The following is a 24,888-nucleotide window of genomic DNA, read 5'->3' as shown; positions in this document are numbered from 1 at the left end:
ACACCCGACCTCCCGCGCCGCGCGCCCCCGACGGGCCCGTGGCGGACCGGCCGCGCGACGGGCGCGTGGCGGGCGCGTGGCGGACCGGCCGCGTTCAGGCGGCGGCGCCGAAGACGAAGCGCTGGCGGCGCCGGTGCCCCCGGCGGGTGAGGGTGAGCAGCAGCGCGAGCACCGGGCCGGCCAGCCGGCGCAGCTCGGCCAGCTCCTCCGCCCGCGCGTACTGACCGATCCTCGGCAGGTCGAAGCCGATGTCGCCGCCCTTGCGCACGGCGTCCTCGACCTGCTGCCAGTCCTCCTCGGAGACGTAGGCCGTGATGACCGGGAACAGCAGCCGCTCCTCCTCCTCGATGTGCTCGTCGAGCAGGTCGGCGAGCGTGGCCAGGTTCTTGGCCAGGCGGATCGCGGCCGGCGGGTCGCCGCGGAAGGCGTCGGCGTCGCGGACGACCTCGTCCAGCAGCGGGTCGAGCTGCGCGTGGTCGTCGGTCAGGTCGCTCAGGTCCACCTCCGCGCCCGCCGACCGGACGATGACCGGCCACAGGACGTCGTCCTCGGCCCGGTGATGATGGTGGATCCCGGCGCACAGCCGGGTGACGAACGTGCTGATCGCCTCGCGCCGGGCAGGTCCGGCGTCCTGCCGGCCGGCGACGAGGTCGTTCATGAGCACGGCCAGGCGGCGCGTGTCGCCGCGCATGGCGCGGTGCGTGATGCGGATCCCGAGCAGGTTGGGTGCCATCTGATCTCCTCGATCGGTGATGACGCCCAGCCTGCTCCCGGGCTCTTGGCCCGCTCTTGGTGACGACTTGGCTGCCCGCCGCGAGAAGGTCAGGTCAGGTAGTCGCGCAACGCGCGGGCCCGCGACGGGTGGCGGAGCTTCGACATCGTCTTGGCCTCGATCTGGCGGATGCGCTCCCGGGTGACGCCGTAGACGCGGCCGATCTCGTCCAGCGTCATCGGCTTGCCGTCGACCAGGCCGTACCGCATCGAGATCACGCCCGCCTCGCGCTCGCTCAGCTCGTCGAGCAGGTCGCGCAGTTGCTGCTGCAGCAGCGTGAACGACACGGCGTCCGCCGGCGAGACCGCCTCGGTGTCCTCGATGAGGTCGCCGAACTCGCTCTCCCCCGCCTCGCCGAGCGGCGTGTGCAGGGAGATGGGCTCGCGCCCGTACGCCTGGACCTCGGCCACCCGCTCGGCGGGCAGGTCGGTCTCGGCGGCGATCTCCTCCGGCGTGGGCTCGCGGCCCAGGTCGGCCTGGAGGCGGCGGTGCGCCCGGGCCACCTTGTTGATCAGCTCGACCATGTGGACCGGGATGCGGATCGTGCGGGCCTGGTCGGCCATGGCCCGGGTGATGGCCTGCTTGATCCACCAGGTGGCGTAGGTGGAGAACTTGAAGCCCAGCCGGTAGTCGAACTTCTCGATCGTCCGGATGAGCCCGAGGTTGCCCTCCTGGATGAGGTCGAGGAAGAGCATGCCGCGCCCGGTGTAGCGCTTGGCGATGGAGACCACGAGCCGCAGGTTGGCCTCCAGCATGCGCTGCTTGGCGCGGGTGCCGTCGGCGGCGATCAGTTCGAGGTCGGCGCGCAGGTCGGCGGGCAGGTCGAGCTCGGTGTCGAGGCGCTCGCGGGCGAACAGTCCGGCCTCGATCCGCTTGGCCAGGTCGATCTCCTGCTCGGCGGACAGCAGCGGCACGCGCCCGATCGCCGACAGATACGTCTTGACGGAGTCGGCGCCGACCGCGGGAGAGTCGGCGGCTCCGTCGTCCAGTTCGAGAACCTCTGCTGCTTGAGACACGACAACTCCTCGCTACAGGCAGGTCACCACCGTCCACGCTACCCAACCGTGCCCGGTGCGCGGGCCGCCGCCGGGGCCGCTCGGGCCCTGGTGCGGCGGGTGGCCGTCCTCCTGGCTATCTTCCCCCGTGAACGCGCTTCGCACCCGGCACCCCCTCTGGCCGCACCAGCGGACGATTGAGGACTGACGCGGACGAGCATCACCTTTCCATGCGCTTTCCGCACGAAAAGGTCCGAGCCTCCTATCCCGCCCTGTCCGACGGCCACGCCTACCTCGACGGCGCGGCCGGCACCCAGGTCCCGCGGGCCGTCATCGACGCGATCGCCGGCGCCTACCGCTCGGGCCTCGGCAACGTCGGCGGCGCCTTCCCCGCCAGCCACCGCTCCGACGCCATCGTGGACGGGTGCCGGGCCGCCGTGGCCGACCTGGTCGGCGGCCGCCCGGAGGGCGTGATCCTCGGCCCCAACATGACGACGCTGACGTACCGGCTCGCGATGACCCTCGCCAAGGACTGGGGGCCGCAGGACGAGGTGGTGGTCTCGCGGCTCGACCACGACGCCAACGTCCGCCCGTGGACGCGGACCGGCGCGACGGTCCGCTGGGCCGAGGTGGACCCGGTGACCGGTGAGCTGCCGGTGGAGCAGTACCGGGAGCTCGTCGGCGAGCGCACGCGGCTGGTGGCGGTGACCGCGGCGAGCAATGTGCTGGGCACGCGCCCGGACGTGGCGGCGATCTGCGAGGTGGCCCACGCGGCGGGGGCGCTGACGTACGTGGACGGGGTGCACGCGACCGCGCACGGCCCCGCCGACATGCGGGCGCTGGGCGCCGACTTCTACGCGACCAGCGCCTACAAGTGGTCCGGCCCGCACGTCGGCGCGGTGGTGGCCGACCCGGCGCTGCTGGAACGGCTGCGCCCGGACAAGCTGGCCTCGTCGCCGGACACGGTGCCGCAGCGGTTCGAACGGGGGACGGCGGCCTTCGCCGACCTGGCGGGAGTGACGGCCGCCGTCGACCATCTGGCCGCGATGGTGCCGGGGACGGGCTCGCGCCGCGAACGGCTGCTCGCCTCGATGGGCGCCGCGGAGGCGTACGAGCTGGAGCTGTTCGGGGCGTTGCTGGCCGGGCTGGAGGCGATGCCGCACGTCACCCTGTACGGCAAGGCGGCCCGGCGGACGGCGACGGCGTACTTCACGGTGGCCGGCCGGACGCCGCGCCAGGTGGCCGAGCACCTGGCCGGGCGCGGGGTGAACGTGTGGAACGGCCACAACTACGCCTGGGAGCTGACGGGCACGCTCGGCATCCGGGAGGCGGGGAGCGCGGTGCGGGCGGGGCTGGTCCACTACAACGACCGCTCCGACGTGGACCGCCTCCTGGAGGGCATCGCCGGCCTGGGCGCCGGCTGACGCCCCCACGGCAGGATCAGCCGGCCGCGGTGAAGTCGGCGACGTGCTCGCGGGCCCAGGTCGCGAAGTCGCGGCCGGGCCGGCCGGTCAGCCGCTCGACCGTGTCGGTGATCTCGACCGGCTTGCCGACGGTGGAGCACCAGTAGTCGAGCAGGGCGTCGGCGAAGCCGGCGTTCATGTACGCGGACATGTCCTCCTTCCACTGCTCGGGGCTGACCCGCCGGATCTCGACGGGCCGCCCGAGGACGCCGGCCAGGACGCCGAGCTGCTCGGCGAAGGTGACCGACCGGGGTCCGGTCAGCGTGTGGGCCTCGCCGTGCTCTCCGCCCGAGGTCAGCACGGCGAGCGCGACGGCGGCGACGTCGGCGGTGTGGATGGGGTCGTTGTGGGCGTCCGGGTACGGCAGGGCGACCGGCTCGCCGGCCTTGATCGCCCAGGACCAGGCGAGCGCGTTGGAGGAGAACGAGCCGGGCCGCAGCAGCGTGGTCCGCACCGGGCCGGCGACCAGGGCGCGCTCGGCGTTCAGGTGCGAGGCGGCCAGGGGGTTGGTCGCGGCGTCGGGGTGGAGCACCGAGGCCGAGGACAGCAGCACGATGTGCTCGACCCCGGCCTCGGCAGCCTCCCGGGCGAAGGCGTCGGCGTGGGCGGCGTTGGCGTACAGGAAGACCGAGGTGGCGCCCTTGAGCGCGGGCGCGAACGTGGCGGGGTCGTCCAGGTCGCACACCACGCGGTCGGGCAGACCGGGGGCGGGGGCGGCGGAGGCCTCGCGGACCTCGGCGCCGCGCTCGCGCAGCAGGGCGATGAGGTGGCGGGCGACGGCGCCACGCGCGCCGGTGACGAGAATGGTCATGGTTCCTTCTGTAGGTATATTCGTGACGCATATATTGCGTGACACACATGATTTGGGGTGGGAGAGGTCATGTCAAATCGGCACGCGCTGCTGAAGCGGATCATCGCGGAGAGCCAGCGGCACTACGCCGCGTACGTGCTGTTCAACCAGGCCATGGCCGACCGGCTCGGGCTCCACCCCACCGACCTGCAGTGCCTGGCCCTGCTGGACCTGGAGGACGAGCCGGTCACCACCGGCCACATCGCGCGCCTCACCGGCCTGACACCGGGCTCGGCCTCCCGCCTGGTGGACCGGCTGGAGAAGGCGGGCCTGGCGGTGCGCGAGGCCGACCCGGAGGATCGCAGGCGGTCGCTGGTGTCGCTGGCGCCGGGCGTGAGCGAGCGGATCGGGCAGGCGTGGGACACGCCGGGCGCGGCGTACGGGGACGTGCTGCGCTCCTACACGGACGCCGAGCTGGAGCTCATCGCCGACTACCTGCGGCGGGCCACCCGGGTGGGGCTCGACCAGGCCGAGCGCCTCACCACCGGAGGTTGAGCTCGACCGGCACGGGCCCCTCACGAGCGGACGTCGGGCGCGGATCGCGGCGGGCGCTCAGGGCCGGACGTTAAGATCGGCGGCGTGAGCCTGCCCGCCGTGCCCGACCTCGGGGCGCCCTCGCCCGTCGAGCCGGCGCGCGACCCGTACCACGTCTACCTCGACTCGCTCACCAGCCCCGAGTCCCGCCGCTCGATGCGCGGCTGCCTCGACCGGCTCGCCCGGCTGCTCACCGGCGACGAGAGCGCCACGGGCGAGGGCCAGCCGTGGCACCTGCTGCGCTACGAGCACACGGTCCGCATCCGCACGATGCTGACCGACCAGGGCTGGTCGGCGGCGTACGTCAACAAGCACCTGGTCGCCCTGCGCCGGGTGCTCAAGGAGTCGTGGCGGCTGGGCCAGACCAGCGCGGAGGACTACGCCCGCGCCTCCGACCTCGCCCCGGTGCGGCAGAGCCGCCTGCCCACCGGCCAGCACGTGCCGCCGGAGGTGGTGGGCGCGGCCCTGGCCGCCTGCGACGACGCGCCCGCAGGGGTGCGGGACGCGGCGCTCATCGCGGTGCTGTACTCGACGGGCTGCCGCCGCGCCGAGGTCGGCGGGCTCACGCTGGCCGACTACGACCCGGGCGGCCGCTCGCTGCGGGTGCGCGGCAAGCGCGACAAGGAACGCCTGGTGTACCTGACGGCCGACGCCATCGGCCTGGTGGAGCGGTGGCTCGCGCTGCGCGGCGGCGCCCCGGGGGCGCTGTTCAGCCCGATCAGCAAGGCGGGCCGGGTCCGCACGCGCGACGGCCGCCCGGCGGGACTGACCGGGCAGGGCATCGCCGACATCCTGACCCGGCGGTTCGGCCAGGCGGGGGCGTCGCGGCGCACGGCGCACGACTTCCGGCGCACGTTCATCGGCGAGCTGCTGGACGCGGGCGTGGACCTCGCGACGGCCCAGGCGCTCGTGGGGCACTCCTCACCGGCGACGACGGCCCGCTACGACCGCCGCCCCGAACGCACCCGCCGCGAGGCCGTCGACCGCCTCCGCCTCCCGGCCCCGCGCCCGCTGTCCTGAGACCGCCCCCGCCCTGTCGAGAGGCCGACCCCGGCCGCTGTCGTGAGACCGCCCCAGGCCGCTACGGCAGGGCGGGCACGGCCGGCGCGGTGTCGGTCCAGCCGGCCTGGAGTACGGTCCGGGTCCCGGTGTGCTCCAGGGACGCCATGCCGTCGATCGTGTCCTGCATGTCTTCCGAAAGCAGGAGCATCGCGCCGGTATCGACGATCAGGTCGCTGCGCACGGTCGTTCCCTTCTGCGGAGGGATCGACAGGGCCGTGCCGGTCCGGCCGACGCCGTCCTTCGCCGTTCCCTTCACGCGGACGCCGGGCATCGTCTGCAACGCCCGGTAGGCCGCGGCGCGGACCTCCTTCGGCGCGGGCAGCTCGTAGAGCAGGCCCGTCAGCGCCCCGGTGACGAAGCTGTCCACGATCGTCTCCTTGGCCTGCTCGACCCGCGCGACCTGCGTGAGCCAGGACTTCAGCGCGTCCGGGTCCGCGGGCAGCCGCTGGATCTCGTCGTACGTCAGCCGCTGCTCCGACAGGAGGAACGTGCGTTCGCCCGGCACGGGTCCTACGTGGCCCTTGTCGGGCCGGGTGGACAACGACACCACCTGGCCGTCGGCCGTGCGGGTCCACTTCGTCGGCGATCCGTCGCGGCGCCATGCCTCCCGGTCCGCCGCGCTCTTGGGGTACACCCCCGGCTTGCGCCATCCTGTCCAGGATCTGCCGTCACGGGCGGACCACTTCTCGAGCAGCTCCTGCTCCACCACCCAGTACTGATCAGACCCTCTGCCGAGCCGCCGGGGGTGGGTGGTCTTCCACACCACCCGCGTGTGCCAGTACGCGCCTCCAGGGGGAGCCGACGCGGCGCCCGTGAGCCGGATCTCCGGCGCCCTCGCCGGGCCGGGCAGGCCCAGCAGCACGGCGGCGCCCACCGCCACCAGGGCGATCAGCGGACGGACCGGTACGGTTCCGAACTTCATGTGCTTCCTCCAGTCGTGCCGGGTTGACGCCTCCCCATACGCTCGGGCGCCCCACGAGGTTGCCCGCGGAACGCAGGCAACGTCGCGGACGACCGGAGCGTATGAGGGGGCGTGACATTGGACAGACAACCGTGAGCGGCACCGACCAAGACTTCGGCGCCTTCGTGGCCGCACGCGCCACGAGCCTGCTCCGGGTCGCCTATCTCGCCTGCGGGGACCAGGCGGAGGCGGAGGACCTGCTGCAGACCGCGCTGGAGCGCACCTACCGGAACTGGCACCGGGTGGAGCGCGACAACCCCGAGCCCTACGTGCGCCGCGTCATCGTCAACGCCGCCATCAGCCGCGCCCGCCGCCGGGCGATCCTGCGCATCGTCCCGACGCGCACCCTGCCGGAGACGCCGGCCCGCTCGGCCGACGTCGACCTGCGCCATGTCCTGATGGACGCGCTGCGCGCGCTGCCTCCCCGGCAGCGCGCGGTGGTCGTGCTGCGGTACTGGGAGGACCTCGGCGAGGCCCAGACCGCGGAGGTGCTCGGCTGCTCGGTCGGCACGGTGAAGAGCCAGGCGTCGAAGGCGACGGCCAAGCTGCGCACGGCACTCGGCGAGACATCCGTGGAAGGAGTGATCGGCAATGCCCGCGCTTGAGGACCGGCTCCACCAGGTCATGGCGGACGAGACCGCGCGGCTGCACGCCGCGCCCGACCTCGCCGAACGGGTCATCCGTTCCGCGCGGCGGAGGAGGATGCGCGCCCGGATCGCGGCCCTGACCGGCGCGCTGGCCGTCGCCGCGGCGACCCCTCTCTACCTGACGGCGGCGCCCGCCGCCGGTCCGGCGCCCGTCGTCGCCGAGACGCCGGCCCCGCCCGCCATCGACGACACCCCGGCGCCGCGGTCCGCGCCCCCGGACCTCGGGGACCTGGGCGACGGGAAGGCGTTCGGGCACGTCAAGGTGGGCTACCTGCCGCCGCGTCTCCAGTGGGGCCACCGGTCCTGGGACTACGGCGACGTCTACTCGACCTCATGGAACTACGACGGCGACGAGCACGGCCCCTACTGCGTCCACATCATGGTGTTCGAGGACCAGGCCGTCCAGAAGCTCGACGACGAGGTGCAGGGGTATCGCGCCGAAGGGGAGGGCGAGGAGGTGACCGTCGGCGGCCGGACCGGCTACACGGTCGTCGCGAACGTCGGCGAGGACGGCGGGAAGGGCACTCCCACGCTCTTCCTCACCATGGGTGAGCGGCGGCGGGCCCGGATCATGCTGAGCCCCCTCTACGCCGACGACCTGGGCGGCGCCGAGGCCGTCGACCGGGAGCTGAGGAGGATCGCCGAGGGGCTCACCGCCGACGACCAGCCGGCGCTTGGCCGGCGACTGGCCGGCGACTAGACGTGCCGGGTCGGGGCGTGCCGGCGGTGGCCGCCGGGCGTGGTGCCGTACCACTGCCGGAACGCCAGGTGGAAGCCCACCACCGACCCGTAGCCGACGCGCCGGGCGATGGCGTCGTGGGGCAGCGCGGTCTCCTCCAGCAGCCGCGCCGCCTCCTGCATCCGGCGCGCGGTGAGGTGCCGCATCGGCGCCTCGCCCACCAGCCGCCGGAACGTGGCGGCGAACGCCGAGCGGGACATGCCCGCCTCGGCGGCCAGCGTCTCGACCGTCCACGGCTCGCCGAACCTGGTCTGCACGGCCAGCAGGGCCGCCCCGACGGCCGGGTGCCGCAGCGCCCGCAGCACGGGCCGCCCGGCCGACATCCCGCCGTCGCCGAGCGCGGCCCGCAGCGCCAGCACGAAGACCAGCTCGAACGCGCGCAGCGCCACGAGGGCCTGCCCGGGCTCGTCCTGGTCCCACTCCCCCGCGAGGCCGCCCAGGGTGCCGCCGAGCAGCGGCTGCCCGGCCAGCGTCGTGCGGTCGAGCACGAGCACGGCCGGCAGCGCCCGGTAGAGCGGCGAGGCGGCCGCGGCGTCGTAGTGCAGGCCGCCGCACAGCATGACCGTCTCCGCGCCCGGCCCGTCGATCCGCACCGTACGGACGGCACCGGGCCGGCGCGCGGGCAGGACGCTCTCCAGCGGCACGGTGGCCCGGCCGGGCGCGTCGGCCAGCCGGTGGGCGCTGCCGTGCGGGAACACCGCCAGGTCGCCGGTGCGCAGCCGCACCGGCTCGTGGCCCGGCAGTTCGACCGTGCACGCGCCCGCCTGCACATAGTGGACGAGGGCGCAGCTCTCCCGCTCCCCCGCCACACCCCACGGGGCCCGCGCCGACCAGCGGCTGTGGAAGACGCCGCGCAGCCGCAGCGGGGCGAGCAGCTCGCTCAGCAGATCACCATCCACGGACGATCCTTAACCTCCACTGGAGTCGCCTTTATGGATCGTACCGGCGCGGCGGGTGGAGGCTGGGCGACATGAGGATTCTGGTCATCGGAGCGGGTGGCGCGCAGGGCGGCGCCGTGGCGCGGCGCCTGGCCGCCGAGGGGCACGCGGTGCGCGGGCTGTCGCGCACGGGCTCGGCGCCGGAGGGGGTGGAGCCGTTCGCGGCCGACCTGGGCGACGCGGCGCGGGTCGCCGAGGCGTTCGCCGGGGTGACGCACGTGTCGGTGACGTTGCCGCTGGTGTTCGAGGCGGGACCGGTCGAGGCGTACGTGCGCAACGTCCTGGAGGCGGCGTCGGGGGCGGGGGTGCGGCGGCTGGTGCTGAACACCGGCAACCGGCTGCCGGGGCGGGCCACGGGGGTCGCGGCGTTCGACACGCGGAGGGCGGCGGCCGCGGCCGCGCTGGCGTCCGGGGTGCCGACGGTGGTGCTCAGCCCGCCGCTGTACCTGGAGAACCTGGCGGCGCCCGGGGTGCTGGAGGCGGGCGTGCTGCGCCATCCGGTGCCGGGGGACGTGCCGGTGTCCTGGCTGAGCCACGCCGACCTGGCCGCCGCCACGTCGGCCGCCCTGCTGGGCGACGGCCCCGAGGGGGCCACGGTCGCGCCCGGGAGTCCGCCGGTCACGGGGGTGGAGCTGGCCGCCGCGGTCGGGGCTCGGTACGAGGAGCTGGACGTGGCGGCGTTCGAGGCGGGGCTGTCGGCGGTGCTGGGGGCGGGGGCGGCGGCCGGGGTCGCGGACACCTACCGCTGGATCGCCGCGCACGGCCGCGACCTGTACACCGCGGGTACGGGCGACGCCGGGGCGGCTGACGAAGAGGCGGGCGACGCGGGGGTGGGCGGCGCGATCCGGGTGACGCCGCCGCGGGAATGGCTCGCCGCCCAGCCGTGGGCCGCCCGATGACCCGGCACGGCGCGCACGGCACCGACGAGGCGCACGCCGCGCGGGCCGAGGAGGCACGGGAGGACGTGATCCCGGAAAAGCTGGTGCGGGCCGAGGAGGCACGGGGGGACGTGATGCCGGTGCGGGCTGAGGAGGCGCGGAGGGACGTGATGCCGGTGCGGGCTGAGGAGGCGCGGAGGGACGTGATGCTGGAGGAGCTGGTGCCGGCCGAGGTGGTGCGGCATCACGAGGTGATCGGGCGCTGGCTGGCGGGGACGGCGCCGGGTGAGGCGTTCGAGGAGTTCGCCCGCGCCCACGCCCCCTCCTTCACCCTGGCGGCCCCGGACGGGCGGCTGATGTCGCGGGCCGAGGTCCTGGCCGAGGTGGAGGCGGCACACGGCCGCGTGCCCGGAGCCCGGATCGAGATCCGCCACGTCACCGTGGTCGCCGCCGCCGGATCCCTGGTGGTGGCCGCGTACGAGGAGTGGCAGCAGGGCGCGGGCCGGCGCTCGACGGTCGTGTTCGAACGCGGCCCCTCCGATCGCCTGAGCTGGCTGCACCTGCACGAGACACCGCTGGGCGGTTCAGGCGCCGAGTAGCGCGAAGGCGTGCTCGGCCGCACTCACCGCCTCCCGTTCGACCTCCTCGATGGGACGCCCGGCGACCAGCGCCTCCCAGGAGCGGCGGGCGAGCACGCGCTGCGCGGAGAGCACCTGCCCGGCCAGCAGCTCGGCCGTCAGCCGGTCGGTGGTCTCGGCGAGCGCGTCGGCCAGGGCCGCCTCGTCCGTGGCCATGTACTGGAACACCCGCGCCGCCAGCCCGGGCGTCGAGAAGACGAGCCGGTAGTACGCCACCACCCGCGGATGGTCGTTCAGCCCGGTCGTCGGCTCGTGGCGGGCCAGCCCCTCCAGGAAGTGACGGCGCAGGGCCTCCAGCGGACTCTCCCCCGGCGCCCGCCCGCGCACCACCTGGGCGGCCTCGCCCTGGTGGTCGGCGATGCGGTGCAGGACGAGGTCCTCCTTGGTCGGGAAGTACTTGAACAGCGTGGGCTTGGACACCCGCGCCGCCGCCGCCACCTCGGCGACCGGCACCTCGTCGAAGCCCCGCTCCATGAAGAGCGAGATGGCCGCCTCGGAGATCGCCTCGTGGATCCGCCGGCGGTGCTGCTGCCTGAGTCCTGTCATGCGTCCACTCTAGCAAGAAAGTGTTAACCTGGTTAATATCTTTACCGAGTTAACGCTTTGCGGGAGGGATGTTCATGGACGCACAGGACCTGGATGGGCTGACCGAGGAGCTGCGCCACGTCGAGCGGTGCCGCGCGGGGCTGAGCCGCATGCTCGACGCCGCGCGCGGCAACGTGATCATCGGCGAGACCGTCGCCGGTGACCGCTACAGCGCCGAACGGCTCGGCCGCCACCTCAAGAGCCTGGCCAAGGAGCTGAGCGAGGAGCCGGAGGGGCCGCCGTTCTTCGGCCGTCTCACCTTCGGCCCCGCCGGGAGCCCCGCCGCCTCCGCCGAGCACGCCGGCCGCACGTACTACATCGGCCGGCGGCACATCCCCGGCGAGCACGGCGGGGCGCCGGTCGTGATCGACTGGCGGGCGCCGGTGGCCCGCTCCTTCTACCGGGCGGGCGCGCGCGACCCCCAGGGCGTGGCGGTGCGCCGCCGGTTCGGCTGGGCGGGCACCACGCTGACGTCGTACGAGGACGAGCGCCTGGGACACGGCGAGGAACGGCGCAGCCGCCTGCTGGCGGCCGAGATCGAGCGGCCCCGTGTCGGGCCGATGCGCGACATCGTCGCCACGATCCAGCCCGAGCAGGACGACCTCGTCCGCGCCGGTCTCGACGACTCGATCGCCGTCCAGGGGGCGCCCGGCACCGGCAAGACCGCCGTGGGCCTGCACCGGGCGGCGTACCTGCTGTACGCGCACCGGCAGCGGCTCCAGCGCGGCGGCGTCCTCGTGCTCGGCCCCAACCGCGCCTTCCTCGGCTACATCGCGGCCGTCCTGCCCGCGCTCGGCGAGGTGGACGTCGAGCAGACGACCCTGGACGGGCTCATCGCCTCGGTGCCGGTCCGGGCGGTGGACGGCGAGCGGGCGGCGGCCGTCAAGCACGACGCCCGGATGGCCGGGGTGCTGCGCCGGGCCCTGTACGGGCGGATCACCAAGCCGGTCGAACCGGTGACGGTGGCCGAGGGGTCGTACCGGTGGCGGGTGGAGGAGGACGAGCTGCGCCGGATCGTGGACGACACGCGGCGCGACGCCCTGCCGTACGGGATCGGGCGGGAGCGGGTGCGCGCCCGGGTGGTCGCCCTGATGCGGCGCCAGGCCGAGGCGCGCGGCCACAGCACGAACGCCGCCTGGGAGCGCCGCACCGGCCGCGCCCTCGGGCCATGGCTGGACGGGATCTGGCCGGCGGTGCGGGCCGAGCAGGTGGTGCACGAGGTGCTGTCCGGCCGGTGGGCCGCCGCCGGGGGAAAGGGCGCGTTGAGCGACGCCGAGTGGGCGGCCGTCGTCTGGGAGCGGCCCGCGCGCACGTTCAAGAGCGCGACGTGGTCGGCGGCCGACCTGGTCCTGATCGACGAGGTCGCCGGGATGCTGGAGCGCCCGCGCGGCTACGGCCACGTCATCGTGGACGAGGCACAGGACCTGTCGCCCATGCAGTGCAGGGCCGTGGCGCGACGGGCCGAGCACGGCTCCCTCACGGTGCTGGGCGACCTGGCGCAGGGCACCACGCCGTGGGCGGCCCGGTCGTGGCCCGAGCTGATGGCGGCCCTGGGCCGGCCGGAGGCGCGGGTGGTGGAGCTGACGACCGGCTACCGGGTGCCGGCGGCCGTGGTGGAGCTGGCCAACCGGCTGCTGTCCGCCCTGGACGCCGGGGTGCCGGCGACCCGGTCGTACCGGTCGGACGGGCGGCTGCGCGTCACCGAGGTGGCGGGCGTCGAGCGGGGGGTGGCGGCCGCGGCGCGCGAGGCCCTGGAGCTGGAGGGGTCGGTCGGCGTGATCGCCGCCGACGCGGACGCCGAGAGGCTGAAGGCCGCGCTGTGGGACGCCGGGCTCGACGTGGGCGGGCGGCTGAGCGTGGTCCCGGTCACGCTGGTCAAGGGGCTGGAGTACGACCACGTGGTGCTGGCCGAGCCGGCCGCGATCGCCGAGGCGGAGGAGCGGGGGCTCAACCGGCTGTACGTGGCCCTGACGCGTGCGGTCTCCCGGCTGGACGTCGTCCACGCCCGACCCCTGCCGCCGGAGCTGGACGGCCCCGCGGCGGGGGCGGGCTCCGAGGCGGGGGCGGGCTCCGAGGCGGGGACGCGTGAAAGTTTCTCGACCGCCGGCTCAGCGTGAGCCGCCCTGGCCAGGCCCTATGCCCGGCGGGAGAGGTGACGGCCCGTCGCCTCCTTTGACCTCAGGAAAGCGCTTTCCTACGGTGTCGGTAACCGCTTTCCCGTGACCGCGAAGGTCATCCCAGAGGAGCACAGCGATGGGCACAAGAGGACGCACCCCCAAGCTCACCACGAGCCCCCTGACCACGAGCCCCCTGACCACGGGCACCCTGACCACGGGCATCCTGATCAGCGGCCTGGCCGCCGCGGCTGCCGCCGTCACCGCGCTCGCCGCGCCCGCCTCCGCCGTGCAGCGGGCGGACGAGCCGCCGGCCGCCACGCCGGCCGCCGAGACCTCCCCCGTCGGCTGGGCCGGCCAGGGCGGCGGCACCACCGGCGGCGGCGGCACGTCCCCGACGACCGTGAACTCCGCCTCCGCGCTCAAGACCGCCCTGTCGTCCGGCTCGGCCGCCGTGATCCGGGTCTCCGGCACGATCTCCTGCTCCGGCATGCTCAAGGTGACGTCGAACAAGACCGTCATCGGCAACGCGGGGGCGACGATCGCCGGCTGCGGCTTCAACGTCGCCGGCGCCTCCAACGTGATCATCCGTAACCTCACGTTCCGCGACTGGGACGACGACGGCATCAACGTGCAGTACTCGACCCGGGTGTGGATCGACCACAACTCCTTCAGCAACGGCTACGACGGGGCGGTGGACGTCAAGCGGGCCAGCGACTACGTCACCGTCTCCTGGAACAAGTTCTCCAGCCACGACAAGACCATGCTGCTCGGCCACAGCGACGACAACGGCTCCGAGGACCGCGGCCACCTGCGGGTGACGTACCACCACAACTGGTTCAACGGCACCAACCAGCGGCACCCGCGCGTGCGCTTCGGCAACCCGGTGCACGTCTACAACAACTACTACGCCGGCGTCGGCAGCTACGGCGTGGCCTCCACGAAGGAGGCGGGCGTGCTCGTCGAGGGCAACTCCTTCGAGAACACCAAGGACCCCTACCACCGCGGCGAGGGCAGCTCGCCCGCCGGCAACCTGGTGGCCCGCAACAACCAGTTCGTCAACTCCGGCGCCGGCGACGCGGGCGGCAGCGTCGCCGGGATCCCGTACTCCTACCCGCTCGACGCGGCCTCCAGCGTCAAGTCCATCGTGACCGGCGGTGCGGGAGCCGGCCGCATCAGCATCTGACCGGCCCGGGACGAACCGCGCCGCACCCGCGGGCGGCCTTCCGCTAAGGGGGCTGCCCGCGGAGCGCCCCAGGGCGTTGTTCGCTCCGCCGGGAGCCCGTCTCCGGGGCAGCGGCCGTCTCCGGGGGGCGGCGGGGCTCCCCGGCGGCGTCTGCCCGCGCCCGCGCGGACGTCGACCCGAGGCGACGGCCGGACCGATGCCGGGGACGAACCCTCCACCAGCCGCGCCAGGACACCATCCGAGGGGACGGGCCGCCCCACGCCTGCCCCGCCTCGACGCCACCCGAGGGACGGTCGCGGGCGGGCCCCCTCGGGAGACCGCCAAGCGGGCCCCCTCGGGAGACCGCCGGGCGGGCCCGCCGCGGAAGGTCGCCAGGCAGGCCCGCTGTCACGGAAGGCCGTCGAGCGGGCCCGCCGTCACGGAAAGCCGCAGGGCGGGACGCGCCGCCGCTGAAGGAGCCCGCCGTCACGGAAGGCCGTCGAGCGGGCCCGCCATCGTGGAAGGCCGCCGGGCGAACCCCGCCGTCAGGTGGCGGCCAGGGCGACCGTCGGGGACAGGCGGGCGGCGCGCATGGCCGGATAGATCCCGGCGATCGTGCCGATGACCAGGGTCGCCGCCACCGCCCCGCCGATCGCCCACGGCGGCACCACCGGCGGCCAGCCGCGCGCCACCGCGTACCCGGCGCTGGCCACCGTCCCCAGCGCCGACCCCGCGATCCCGCCGAGCGCCGACAGCAGCAGCGACTCGGTCAGGAACTGCACCCGCACCTGCCCGCGCGTGGCTCCGAGCGAGCGGCGCAGCCCGATCTCCCTGCGCCGCTCCAGCACCGAGATGACCATGGTGTTGGCCACCCCGACGCCGCCGACCAGCAGCGCGACGGCGCCGAGCCCGAGCAGCAGGTTCGTGAACGCGCCCGCGGCGGCGGCGCGCGCGGCCAGCGCGTCGGAGGGCCGGCTCACCTCGACCTCGCCCGGGTTCTCCGGGTTGACCGTGCGGGCCAGCACGTCCCGGACCGCCTCGACGGACTCCTCGGCGGACCGCTCGTAGATCGTCGTGGGATGCCCCCCGAAGCCGAGCAGGCTCTCCGCCGCCGGGAACCCGACGAGGGCCGACCGGTCGATCTCGGGCGCCAGCGGCATCGTCCGCAGGATCCCGACGACCGTGAACCACCGTCCGCCCATCCAGACGCGTACGCCGGTGCGGGTGATGCCCAGCCGCACGGCCGCCTCGGAGCCGAGGACGACGGCGGGCCGGCGCTCGGTGGCGGCGTTCAGCCAGGTCCCCTGGGCGACCCGGCCCTCCAGCGTGGCCAGCAGCTCGGTGGTGGCGGCCTGCACGGCGATGCCGCCGGTCACGGCCTCCGGGATGCGGTCGGTACGGCGGACCGTGGCCTTGACCGTGCCCGTGGCCGCGGCCGTGCGCACGGGGCCGATGCGTTTGACCATGTCGAGCGCCGTAAGCGGCAGCTCCGCCTCCTCGCCGAACATGGTGCGGCCCGGCGCGACGGTGAGCAGGTTGGTGCCCAGCCGGTCGAGCTGGCGCATGAGTTGCTCGCGCGACGACGACGAGATGCCGATGACCGCGATCATCGTGGCGATGCCGATGGCGATGCCCAGGGCCGACAGGAAGACCCGGGTGGGACGGGTCCGCAGCCCGGCGGCGCCCACCCGCAGCACGTCGGCCGGGCCGAGCCGGGCCGGGCGCGGCCCGCGCGGCGTGCTCCGGCTCATGTCCGCGCCCCCTTCAGGATCTCCCCCGGCCGGGCGGTCCCGTCGCCCTCGTCGCCGTCGATGCGGCCGTCGAGCAGCCGCACCCGCCGGGGGCACCAGGCCGCGATCTCCGAGTCGTGGGTGATGACGGCGATCGTCGTCCCGGCCGCGTGCAGGTCGCGCAGCACGCCGAGGACCTCCGCGCCCGCGCCCGAGTCGAGGTTGCCGGTGGGCTCGTCGGCCAGCAGCAGCCGCGGGTCGCCGGCGACGGCGCGGGCGACGGCCACGCGCTGCTGCTCGCCGCCCGAGAGCTGGTACGGCCGGTGGTCCAGCCGGTGGCCGAGGCCGACCCGCTCCAGGGCCGCGGCGGCCCGCTCGCGCCGCACCCGCCGCGGGGTGCCGGTGTAGAGCAGGCCGTCGGCCACGTTGTCCAGCGCGTTCAGGCCGGGGCTGAGGTGGAACTGCTGGAAGACGAAGCCGAGCGTGCGCCCGCGCAGCGCCGACAGCTCCCGGTCGGACAGCGTGGCCACGTCGTGGCCGTCGACGCGGACGGTCCCGGAGGTGGGCCGGTCGAGCGTGCCGATCATGTGCAGCATCGTCGACTTGCCGGACCCGGACCGGCCGACGATGGCCACCAGCTCGCCGTCGGCCACGGCCAGGTCCACCCCGCGCAGCGCCCGCACGTCGCCGGGGTAGATCTTGGTCACGCCGCTCAGCTCGACCACGTACGGGCCGGGTGCGGCCGGGTCCGCCGCGCCGCCGGGCGTGACGCCGCCGGGCAGGGGGCCGGTCATGTGGACGGCACCCCGACCTTCATGCCCTCGGTCAGTCCGGCGCCCTCGACCTCGACGCGCCCGCCGCCGAACGCGCCGGTCCTCACCCCGACGACCCGGGTCGCGCCGCCCTCGACGACCTCGACGCCGAACCCGCCCTCGCGCAGCGCCAGCAGCGCCTCGATCGGCACGGACAGCACTCCCTTGTGCCGCTCGCTCTCCATCTCCACCTCGACCGGCGCCTGGTCGAGGCGGGTCTTCGGCGTCCTGGCCAGGGTGATGTCGACGTCCACGGTGACGTTCTGGTCCTGGCCCTGGCCGCTGGTCTCGGCGACCGTGCCGACCGAGGTGATCCGGCCGGAGACGCGCTCGCCGCCGGGCAGCTCCACGGTCACCTTCGCGCCCTTGCGGGCCAGCGCCTGGTCGTCGGCGTCGAGGTCCACGTGGACCACCCGGCGCACGCCGCTGACGGTCATGGCCCGGCGTCCCGGGGCGAGCCGGTCGCCGACCTCCACGGCCGCGTCGGTGACACGCACCAGCGAGGGCAGGAACACCACCTGCGCGGCGTCCACCCGCCCCGTCTCGGGCAGTCCCCGGTCGTCCTGCCACTCCTTGACCGCGAGGTAGGTGGCGTAGCTGTAGTGCTCGTCCACGGTGAGGTAGTCGCCGTAGCCGAGGGCCTTGAGGTTGCGCTCGAGCTGTTCGACGTCCGGGCCGTCGTCGATGCCCTGGCGCAGCTCCCGGTAGAGCGGCAGCTTGCCGTACATGAGGACGACGGGCCTGCGGTCGGCCGACAGCAGCTTGTGGCCGCGGCGGACCACGGAGCCCTCGGCGGCCACCCACGTCACCGTGCCGGACGCGCCGGTGCTGACCTGCCGCTCGCCGGAGTAGGTGAGCGCGCCGGTGACGGTCTTGGTGTCGACGAGGTCCTGGCGGGTGATCTCGGCCGTGGCCGGGACGGCCCTCGGCGTCGGGTCCGCCGCGCCGGCGCCGCCGTCGCCCAGCACGGCCACCGCCGTCCAGGCGGCGGCGACGGCGAGCGCGCCCGCCCCCGCGAGCGCGAGCCCCTTCCTCATCTGGGGCCACCGCCGGGCTCGAACTCCTTGCACGCCTCGTGGGCGGCCTTGACCTTCTCCTCGGGCGTCCCGGGCTTCACGTTGATCTCGATCCGGCCGTCGGACGACGGGTCCTTCATGTCGATGCCGTGCTCGCGCATGCACTGGGCGAACTTCAGCATCTTGTCGCGCTGCTGCGGATCGACCTTGCCCTTGGCCTCGCCGACCGCGGCCTCCATGAAGTGCCCGCACGCCTTCTGGGCCTCCTGCATCCTGGCCTCGTCGCCCTTCTGCGACTTGATGCGGATGCCGCCGCCCGGCTCGGGGTCGTCCATCTGGATGCCGTGCTCGCGCATGCACTGGGCGAACTTGAGCTGCGCGCTGCGCGGGTCCAGGGAGGCCGTGGCGGCGGACGCGCCGGGGCTCGCCGTGGCGCCGCTCGCGCTGGCCACGCCGTCCGAGGCCGGCGTCTTGGCGGCGCAGGCGGTCAGGGCCGCCGCCGCGCAGACGGCCGCCAGCAGGGGTCGTACGTTCATCGTCGTCTCCTTCGGGGGCGCCGCCGGTCGTTCGCCGCGGCGCGACGCTCACTCCAGCGGGGCGGGTGCTAAACGGCGATAAGCCGCACGCACCCCGCGCACCGCCGCTTATCCGCTGCTAACACCCGATCCGCCACTGTCGTGGCGTAAGGAAAGGGGGCCCGGGGATGCGGGTGCTCGTCGTGGAGGACGAAGAGGAACTGGCCGACGCGATCGCGCGCGGGCTGCGGCTGCACGCCATCGCGGTGGACGTGGCCTACGACGGGCAGGAGGCGCTGGAGCTGGCCGCGTACGTCCCGTACGACGTGGTGGTGCTGGACCGCGACCTGCCCGAGGTGCACGGCGACCAGGTGTGCCGGGAGCTGGCGGGCGGGGGCGCGGCGGGCCGGGTGCTCATGCTGACGGCGGCCGGGCGGGTGCGCGACCGGGTGGACGGGCTGACCCTCGGTGCCGACGACTACCTCATCAAGCCGTTCATGTTCGCCGAGCTGGTGGCCCGGATCCGGACGTTGTCGCGGCGCTCCCGGCGGGACGGTCCGGCGCCGCTGGAGCGGGCCGGGGTGTTGCTGGACCCGGGCCGGCGCACGGTCACGCGGGACGGGCGGCCCGTCGCGCTCAACCGCAAGGAGTTCGACGTGCTGCACGCGCTGCTGCGCGCCGAGGGACGGCTGGTCACCTCGGCGGAGCTGCGCAGGAGCGCGTGGGACGAGTACGCCGACGCGGCCAGCGGGGTGCTGCGGGTGACGCTCACCTCGCTGCGCCGCAAGCTCGGCGCTCCCCCGCTGATCGAGAACGTGCCGGGCCGGGGGTACCGGCTGTGACGGCGTCCACGTCGCGCGGCGCCGCCCGGCTCAGGGGCCGGTGGCGGTCGCGGCGCGGCTCGCCCGGCCGGGTGCGGCCGTGGCACCGGCTCGGGCTGCGCGTGCGGCTGACGGTCCTGTACGGCGGGCTGTTCTTCGTGGCCGGGTCGCTGCTGCTGTGGTCCACGTACCTGCTGACCGCGCGGGCGCTCAGCCAGCAGTTCTCCGTCGGCATGACGAAGATCGTCACGAGCAAGCCGGTCACGCTCCTCCAGCCGCCGGCCGACGACATGTTGTTCCAGAAGACGTCCGCGGACGTGCAGCAGCGGGCCGCGACCGTGCTGGCGGACATGCTGCGCTCCTCGGCGCTCATCATGGTGCTGCTCGGCGTCCTCGCCGTCGTGCTCGGCTACCTGGTCGCCGACCGGGCGCTGCGCCCGCTCGACCGGGTGACCGAGACGGCCCGCCGGCTGTCCGAGAGCAACCTGCACGAGCGGATCGCGCTGGAGGGGCCGCCCGACGAGGTCAAGCGGCTGGCCGACACCTTCGACGCGATGCTCGACCGGCTGCACCAGGTGTTCGAGGGGCAGCGGCGCTTCATCGCCAACGCCTCGCACGAGCTGCGCACCCCGCTGGCGATCAACCGCACGGTGCTGGAGGTGTCGCTGGAGGAGCCCGCCGCCTCCGAGGACCTCAAGGCGCTGGCCCGCGCCCTGCTCGGCACCAACGCCCGCTACGAGCGGCTCATCGAGGGCCTGCTCCTGCTGGCCCAGTCCGAGCAGGAGCTGGCCGTGCGCAAGACCGTGGACGTGGCGCAGGTGGCGCGCACCGTGCTGGACCAGCTCGACCTGGCCGGGCGCAAGCGGCCCCTCGCCGTCCACGCGGACCTGCGCCCGGCCCTCGCGGCGGGCGACCCGCTGCTCATGGAACGCTGCGTGTTCAACCTGGTGGAGAACGCGGCCAAGTACAACGTGCGCGGCGGCGAGGTGTGGGTGCGGGTGCGCCGGGAGGACGGCCAGGCGGTGGTCACGGTGGCCAACACCGGGCCGGCGGTCCCGCCGTACGAGGTGGAGGACCTGTTCGAGCCGTTCCGGCGGCTGCAGGGCGACCGTGTGCGCTCGGCGCGGGGCGCGGGACTGGGGCTGTCGATCGTGCGGGCCATCTGCGACGCGCACGGCGGCGCCGTCACGGCCGAGGCCCGGCCCGAGGGCGGCCTGAGCGTCACCGTCCGGCTGCCGGGAGCCGCCCCCTGAACGCCAACCGTGCGGCTGCCGGGGGGCCGTCCCCTGAGCGTCAACCGTGCGGCTGCCGGGGCCGCTCCCTGAGGACGCGTGGGATCCTGGGCCGGTGCTTCCCTCCGTCGGCGAGCTGCGCGAGCTGGTCGCCTCCCGCCTGGCCGCCTTCCCGCGCCGCGAGGCGCCGCCCGCGCCCGGTGTCCGCCGCGCCGCCGTCACCGTGTGCGTGCTGGAGGACGACGCGGGCGTCCCGTACACGATCCTGATCAGGCGCTCGCCGCACGGCCGCAACGCCGGCCAGTGGGCGCTGCCCGGCGGGCGGCTGGAGGACGGCGAGGGGCCGGTCGAGGCGGCGCTGCGGGAGCTGGCCGAGGAGACCGCGGTGCGCGGCGTGGAGGTGGCGGGGCTGCTGGACGACTACGTCACCGACTCCGGGTTCGCGATCACCCCGGTCGTGGCCTTCGGCGGGCGGCAGCGGCCCGTGGCCGACGCCCGCGAGGTGGCCTCCGTGCACGCCGTGCCGCTGGAGCGCTTCCTGGCCCCCGGGGTGCCGCGCTGGACCGCCGCCGGGCTGCTGCAGATGCCGCTGGGCCCCTCGATCCTGGTCCACGCGCCGACCGGGGCGATTTTGTGGCAGTTCGCCGAGGTGGCGCTGCGCGGCCGTGACCTGCGGGTCTTCGACGTCGCTCAGCCGGAGTGGACCAGGTCGTGACCGAATCTTTGGGTCCGATGGAATACGCGTCACCGGATGTCCGTTAGAGTCGAGTGGCCGATGTGGTCTGTGTCCCCCGGGCCGCAAATTACCGCCTTCACGGAATACCGTTCGGCTGGAGCCGTGTTGTGCACCTCGCCGAGGAGGCGACCGCCACATCGGCCTCAATGCTTTTCCAGGCGCCCCGGCTCCGGCCGGGGCGCCTGCTCTATGGTGGGGTGGCCGACCGACGATCCGCCAGGAGAGCTCATTGCTGTACCAAGTGGTCAAGTTCACCGCCACGTCGCTGGCGCACGCCATGTGCCGCCCGCACATCTCCGGCGCGGCGCACGTGCCCAGGACGGGGCCCGCGATCCTGGCCGCCAACCACCTGTCCGTGCTCGACTCGTTCCTGCTGCCGGCGCTGCTGCCGCGGCCGGTGACGTTCGTCGCCAAGAACGAGTACTTCTCCGGCAATCCGGTCTCGAGCTGGTTCATGCGCCTGGGCAACAGCCTGCCCATCGACCGTGAGAGCGCCCACGCCGCGCAGGCCATGCTGGACGCGGCGACCGAGGTGCTGGAGCGCGGCGACCTGTTCGGCATCCACCCCGAGGGCACCCGCTCGCCCGACGGGCGCCTCTACCGCGGCAAGATCGGCGTGGCGTGGCTGGCCCTGCGCACGGGCGCGCCGGTGCTGCCCGTCGCGCTCAGCGGCACCGAGAAGGTCCTCCCGGTCGGCGCCAAGGTGCCGCGCCCGGCCCGCATCGGGATCAAGATCGGGGCGCCGATGACGTTCGAGGGCAGCCACACCAACGCCCGCGACCGCAGGCGGGTCACCGACGAGATCATGGCCGCCATCCAGCGGCTCTCGGGTCAGGAGTACGTGCCGGCGTACGCGGCCAGCGTCAAGGCCGCCTCCGGCGGCGACACGACGGCGTCGAACGGCTCCGGGGCGAACGGGTCCGGCTCGAACGGCTCCGGGGCGAACGGCTCGGCGGCCGGACAGGCCGGCGAGGCCGCGTCCAAGATCGCTGCTTCGGACCCGGCGGACGGCGCGCGCGGCTAAGCTCGGGGACCGAGCAAGCGCTGCCGAGGACCAGGGGGCTGACCAGTGGCGCGTGGCCGCACCATCGCGATCGTATCCGGCATCACCGTGCTGGCAGTGGGCGCCGCCGGGGGCGGCGCCTGGTATCTGCTGCACACGCGGGGCACACCCGCCGAGACCGCCCGGCGGTACGCCGCCGCCTGGCAGGCGGGCGACACGGCCGCCATGCGGGCCGAGCTGGCCACCCAGCAGCCGCTGACCGCCTACGACCAGATGCGCACCGCCCTGGCCGTCGAGTCCGCACAGATCAAGCTGGGACAGGTCTCCGAGTCCGACGACCGGGCCCGCGTGCCGTACACCGCGACCCTGAAGCTGAAGAACATCGGCGACTGGACCTACGAGGGGCGGATCGACCTCAAGGTCGCCGACCGCGCCTGGAAGGTCGACTGGAGCCCGGCCACGCTGCACCCGTCGCTCGCCTCCGGCGCGTCGTTCAAGATCAAGACGAGCTGGCCGCATCGCGCGGGCATCACCGACGCCGACGGCGGCCGCATCGACGACGGCAAGGCCGGCGGCTCGGTGCAGCAGCTCGTCGGCTACCTCGACAAGGCCACCAAGAAGGACGTCGCCAAGCTCGGCAGCGCCTACAAGGTCGACCAGGCGATCGGCCGGGGCGGGCTGCAGGAGACGTTCCAGAAGCGGCTCGCGGGCACCCCGACCACCGAGATCCAGGTCGGCGGCAAGACCCTGCACACCATCGAGGGCACCGACGGCGAGGAGGTGAAGACCAGCCTCGACCCGCGCGCTCAGGCCGCCGCCGTCGCCGCGGTCAAGGACGTCGACAAGCCCACCTCCATGGTCGCCATCAAGGCGAGCACGGGCGAGATCCTGGCCGTGGTCAACAACGTGGGCGGCTTCAACCGGGCCCTCGACGGCCGCTACCCGCCCGGCTCCACGTTCAAGGCGGTGACCGCGATCGGGCTGCTGGCCGAGGGCGTCGCTCCCGGCGACTCCGTCACCTGCCCCAAGTACGCGACCGTGGGCGGGCTGAAGATCCGCAACTCCGAGGAGGAGGAGTTCGGGTCGCTGTCGTTCCTCGACTCCTTCGCCCACTCCTGCAACACCACGTTCGCGCCGATGGCCGAGCGCCGCCTCGGCGCCGACAAGCTGCTGAAGACGGCCGAGTCGGTCGGCTTCAACCAGCCGCTCAACATCGGCGTGCCCGCCACCAAGGCCAGCATGCCGCGCGCCCAGTCCGACGCCGAGCTGGCCGCCGAGGCGTTCGGGCAGGCCAGGATCACGGCGAGTCCGCTGTCGATCGCGTCGGTGGCCGCCGCCATCGCCGACGGCACCTGGCGCCCGCCGACGCTCGTGCCGGGGCTCCCCCAGAAGGCCCAGGAGCACCCGCTGCCCGACGGGGTCAAGGACGCGATGCACTCCCTGACCTCCGCCGTGGTCACCAAGGGCACGGCCAAGGGCTCCGGCCTGCCGGCCGGCACGCACGGCAAGACCGGCACGGCCGAGTACGGCACCGGCGACAAGCTGAAGACGCACGCCTGGTTCATGGGGTTCAAGGGCGACGTGGCGTTCGCGGTGGTGGTGGAGGGCGGCGGCACGGGCGGCAAGGTCGCCGCGCCGATCGCCGCCGCCTTCCTGCGCGGCCTCTGACCCTCGCCTGACCCGGCCGCGCAAGGCTTCCCGCGCGGCCTCTGACCCTCACCCGACCCGGCCGCGCAAGGCTTCTCGCGCGGCCTCCGACCGGGGCTCAGGCCAGGAAGGGCTCGATCGCGCGGGCGACCAGCTCGGGCTTGCCCCTGCCGGCGGCGTTGCCGGTGGCCTCGTGGCCGACGCCCTTGAGCACCACCCGCCGCGCGTGCGGGAGCACGCCCTCCAGGGTGGTGAGGGCGCGCTTGAGGTACGCCGGGCTCCTGGTGCCGCCGAGCAGCAGCACCTCGGCCCGCAGCTCCCGCAGCCGGGGTACGAGGTCCGCCGTCTCGGCCACCACCATCCCGTCGTGGCGGATCGTGGGCGCCAGCTCGCGGAAGCCCGGCTCCTCCCCTGCCGCGGTCCGCTCCTCGCGGGCGAGGAGCGCGGAGGTGAGCCGTACGAGCAGCGGCCGCGGCACCATGCGGAGGAACGCCGGCCCCATGCGGGCGGCGAGCATGCCCGTGACGAGCGCGGCCTCGGTCCGCCCTTCCGCGATCTCCCGGTCGAAGCGCTCGATCCAGACGGTGTGGTCGGTCCCGTCGAGCTCCAGCGGCGGCTCGAACGCGACGACACGCCGCACGTCGGGCCGGGACAGCGCGGTGAGCAGGGCGAGGATCGCGCCGGAGCTGACGCCGACGACGTCGCGAGCCCCGGTGGCGTCGAGCACCGCGCGGACGTCCTCGACGTCCACGTTCACGCCGTGTCCAGGGCGCCGCGGGCCGCTCGCGCCGCGGCCGCGCCGGTCGGGCACGTGGACGGTGTGCCTGGCGGCCAGCGCGCGGGCCAGCTCGATGTTGCTCGGCCCGGTCTGCATCGCGCCGTGCAGCAGCACCACCCCGGGTCCGGAGCCGAGGGTGCGGCAGGCGATGGCGGTGCCGTCGGCCGAGGTCACGTGCTCGACGGCGATCTTCACGTTGCTCATGGTCGTTCCCCATTCGTGGTGTGGACGTGCCGGAAAGTCCACGTGGGGAGGCC

At 74.5% G+C, this 24,888-nt stretch carries 24 protein-coding genes and 1 pseudogene; 14 read left to right on the top strand and 11 right to left on the bottom strand.

From position 1 onward, the window contains the following. Positions 1-94 precede the first annotated feature (94 nt). Both HTZ77_RS16230 and HTZ77_RS16225 read right to left on the bottom strand, forming a co-directional pair. Positions 95-733 carry a hemerythrin domain-containing protein gene (locus tag HTZ77_RS16230; RefSeq protein ID WP_175590431.1) on the bottom strand — a complete coding sequence of 213 codons (639 nt, stop codon included), beginning with the start codon at positions 731-733 and terminating at the stop codon, positions 95-97. Positions 734-822: 89 nt separating this feature from the next. Further along, positions 823-1,758, bottom strand: a pseudogene (locus tag HTZ77_RS16225) (RNA polymerase sigma factor); the annotation flags it as partial. A 239-nt stretch (positions 1,759-1,997) separates the two neighbouring features. Here HTZ77_RS16225 and HTZ77_RS16220 point away from each other — a divergent pair. Continuing rightward, positions 1,998-3,191, top strand: coding sequence for a cysteine desulfurase-like protein (locus HTZ77_RS16220; RefSeq protein WP_175590429.1), 1,194 nt, complete (start codon positions 1,998-2,000; stop codon positions 3,189-3,191). 16 nt (positions 3,192-3,207) lie between these two features. Here the strand turns inward: HTZ77_RS16220 and HTZ77_RS16215 are convergent, their stop codons facing one another. Continuing rightward, entirely contained in the window at positions 3,208-4,041 is an 834-nt protein-coding gene (locus tag HTZ77_RS16215; protein ID WP_175590428.1) for an NAD(P)H-binding protein, read from the bottom strand. 69 nt (positions 4,042-4,110) lie between these two features. On the opposite strand from HTZ77_RS16215, the gene HTZ77_RS16210 reads away from it, so the two are divergent. Together HTZ77_RS16210 and HTZ77_RS16205 are read left to right on the top strand one after the other, a co-directional pair. Next, positions 4,111-4,575 (top strand): MarR family winged helix-turn-helix transcriptional regulator, encoded by a 465-nt coding sequence (locus HTZ77_RS16210; RefSeq protein ID WP_175590427.1) that lies wholly within the window; start codon positions 4,111-4,113, stop codon positions 4,573-4,575. Positions 4,576-4,659: 84 nt separating this feature from the next. Continuing rightward, the gene (locus HTZ77_RS16205) at positions 4,660-5,634 is read left to right on the top strand and encodes a tyrosine-type recombinase/integrase (protein ID WP_175590426.1); all 975 of its coding nucleotides are present in this window, start codon (positions 4,660-4,662) and stop codon (positions 5,632-5,634) included. Positions 5,635-5,695: 61 nt separating this feature from the next. Here HTZ77_RS16205 and HTZ77_RS16200 read toward each other — a convergent pair whose 3' ends face one another. After that, positions 5,696-6,598, bottom strand: a complete 903-nt coding sequence (locus tag HTZ77_RS16200; RefSeq protein WP_175590425.1) for a hypothetical protein — start codon at positions 6,596-6,598, stop codon at positions 5,696-5,698. Positions 6,599-6,729: 131 nt separating this feature from the next. Between HTZ77_RS16200 and HTZ77_RS16195 the strand changes: the two genes are divergently transcribed. Continuing rightward, on the top strand, positions 6,730-7,242 hold the full coding sequence (locus tag HTZ77_RS16195) for a SigE family RNA polymerase sigma factor (RefSeq protein WP_328808612.1): 513 nt from the start codon (positions 6,730-6,732) through the stop codon (positions 7,240-7,242). Next, on the top strand, positions 7,229-7,984 hold the full coding sequence (locus HTZ77_RS16190; protein ID WP_175590423.1) for a hypothetical protein: 756 nt from the start codon (positions 7,229-7,231) through the stop codon (positions 7,982-7,984). The genes HTZ77_RS16195 and HTZ77_RS16190 overlap by 14 nt, the downstream gene beginning before the upstream one ends. On the opposite strand, the gene HTZ77_RS16185 is transcribed toward HTZ77_RS16190, so the two are convergent. Further along, positions 7,981-8,922, bottom strand: coding sequence for an AraC family transcriptional regulator (locus HTZ77_RS16185; RefSeq protein ID WP_175590422.1), 942 nt, complete (start codon positions 8,920-8,922; stop codon positions 7,981-7,983). The genes HTZ77_RS16190 and HTZ77_RS16185 overlap by 4 nt on opposite strands. 71 nt (positions 8,923-8,993) lie before the next feature. Here HTZ77_RS16185 and HTZ77_RS16180 point away from each other — a divergent pair, with 71 nt between their 5' ends. Both HTZ77_RS16180 and HTZ77_RS16175 read left to right on the top strand, forming a co-directional pair. Beyond that, entirely contained in the window at positions 8,994-9,860 is an 867-nt protein-coding gene (locus HTZ77_RS16180) for an SDR family oxidoreductase (protein WP_175590421.1), read from the top strand. Beyond that, positions 9,857-10,438 (top strand): DUF4440 domain-containing protein, encoded by a 582-nt coding sequence (locus HTZ77_RS16175; RefSeq protein ID WP_175590420.1) that lies wholly within the window; start codon positions 9,857-9,859, stop codon positions 10,436-10,438. The genes HTZ77_RS16180 and HTZ77_RS16175 overlap by 4 nt, the downstream gene beginning before the upstream one ends. Here the strand turns inward: HTZ77_RS16175 and HTZ77_RS16170 are convergent. Continuing rightward, positions 10,424-11,023, bottom strand: coding sequence for a TetR/AcrR family transcriptional regulator (locus HTZ77_RS16170; RefSeq protein ID WP_175590419.1), 600 nt, complete (start codon positions 11,021-11,023; stop codon positions 10,424-10,426). The genes HTZ77_RS16175 and HTZ77_RS16170 overlap by 15 nt on opposite strands. A gap of 74 nt (positions 11,024-11,097) precedes the next feature. Here HTZ77_RS16170 and HTZ77_RS16165 point away from each other — a divergent pair, with 74 nt between their 5' ends. Together HTZ77_RS16165 and HTZ77_RS16160 are read left to right on the top strand one after the other, a co-directional pair. Beyond that, positions 11,098-13,179, top strand: coding sequence for a HelD family protein (locus HTZ77_RS16165; RefSeq protein ID WP_205302727.1), 2,082 nt, complete (start codon positions 11,098-11,100; stop codon positions 13,177-13,179). Between the two features lie 136 nt (positions 13,180-13,315). Next, complete coding sequence (locus tag HTZ77_RS16160) at positions 13,316-14,362, top strand: pectate lyase family protein (RefSeq protein WP_235994763.1); 1,047 nt, start codon at positions 13,316-13,318, stop codon at positions 14,360-14,362. Positions 14,363-14,886: 524 nt separating this feature from the next. On the opposite strand, the gene HTZ77_RS16155 is transcribed toward HTZ77_RS16160, so the two are convergent. From HTZ77_RS16155 to HTZ77_RS16140, 4 genes are read right to left on the bottom strand one after another with little or no spacing between them, the layout of a single operon-like run. Then, on the bottom strand, positions 14,887-16,092 hold the full coding sequence (locus HTZ77_RS16155; protein ID WP_175590417.1) for an ABC transporter permease: 1,206 nt from the start codon (positions 16,090-16,092) through the stop codon (positions 14,887-14,889). After that, positions 16,089-16,865, bottom strand: a complete 777-nt coding sequence (locus HTZ77_RS16150) for an ABC transporter ATP-binding protein (protein WP_175590416.1) — start codon at positions 16,863-16,865, stop codon at positions 16,089-16,091. Before HTZ77_RS16150 ends, HTZ77_RS16155 begins: the two co-directional genes overlap by 4 nt. Further along, positions 16,862-17,920, bottom strand: a complete 1,059-nt coding sequence (locus HTZ77_RS16145) for a peptidoglycan-binding protein (protein WP_175590415.1) — start codon at positions 17,918-17,920, stop codon at positions 16,862-16,864. Before HTZ77_RS16145 ends, HTZ77_RS16150 begins: the two co-directional genes overlap by 4 nt. Next, positions 17,917-18,435: a hypothetical protein gene (locus tag HTZ77_RS16140; RefSeq protein WP_175590414.1), complete on the bottom strand. Its 519-nt coding sequence runs from the start codon at positions 18,433-18,435 to the stop codon at positions 17,917-17,919. Before HTZ77_RS16140 ends, HTZ77_RS16145 begins: the two co-directional genes overlap by 4 nt. A 167-nt stretch (positions 18,436-18,602) precedes the next feature. Between HTZ77_RS16140 and HTZ77_RS16135 the strand changes: the two genes are divergently transcribed. From HTZ77_RS16135 to HTZ77_RS16115, 5 genes are all read left to right on the top strand, one after another. Next, the gene (locus tag HTZ77_RS16135) at positions 18,603-19,256 is read left to right on the top strand and encodes a response regulator transcription factor (RefSeq protein WP_175590413.1); all 654 of its coding nucleotides are present in this window, start codon (positions 18,603-18,605) and stop codon (positions 19,254-19,256) included. After that, positions 19,253-20,488 carry a sensor histidine kinase gene (locus tag HTZ77_RS16130; RefSeq protein ID WP_175590412.1) on the top strand — a complete coding sequence of 412 codons (1,236 nt, stop codon included), beginning with the start codon at positions 19,253-19,255 and terminating at the stop codon, positions 20,486-20,488. Before HTZ77_RS16135 ends, HTZ77_RS16130 begins: the two co-directional genes overlap by 4 nt. A 94-nt stretch (positions 20,489-20,582) precedes the next feature. Then, the gene (locus tag HTZ77_RS16125) at positions 20,583-21,182 is read left to right on the top strand and encodes an NUDIX hydrolase (protein ID WP_175590411.1); all 600 of its coding nucleotides are present in this window, start codon (positions 20,583-20,585) and stop codon (positions 21,180-21,182) included. Between the two features lie 250 nt (positions 21,183-21,432). After that, positions 21,433-22,227: a lysophospholipid acyltransferase family protein gene (locus HTZ77_RS16120; RefSeq protein WP_235994762.1), complete on the top strand. Its 795-nt coding sequence runs from the start codon at positions 21,433-21,435 to the stop codon at positions 22,225-22,227. Between the two features lie 87 nt (positions 22,228-22,314). After that, positions 22,315-23,874, top strand: a complete 1,560-nt coding sequence (locus HTZ77_RS16115) for a penicillin-binding transpeptidase domain-containing protein (RefSeq protein ID WP_328808611.1) — start codon at positions 22,315-22,317, stop codon at positions 23,872-23,874. A 97-nt stretch (positions 23,875-23,971) separates the two neighbouring features. On the opposite strand, the gene HTZ77_RS16110 is transcribed toward HTZ77_RS16115, so the two are convergent. Beyond that, the gene (locus tag HTZ77_RS16110; protein ID WP_175590409.1) at positions 23,972-24,835 is read right to left on the bottom strand and encodes an alpha/beta fold hydrolase; all 864 of its coding nucleotides are present in this window, start codon (positions 24,833-24,835) and stop codon (positions 23,972-23,974) included. Between the last annotated feature and the right edge of the window lie 53 nt (positions 24,836-24,888).

Origin of the sequence: Nonomuraea montanisoli (genome assembly GCF_013363975.1) — a bacterium.
Classification (GTDB): domain Bacteria; phylum Actinomycetota; class Actinomycetes; order Streptosporangiales; family Streptosporangiaceae; genus Nonomuraea; species Nonomuraea montanisoli.
Note: the sequence above shows the minus strand (reverse complement) of the source record. Positions and strands in the feature narration are given on the sequence as shown.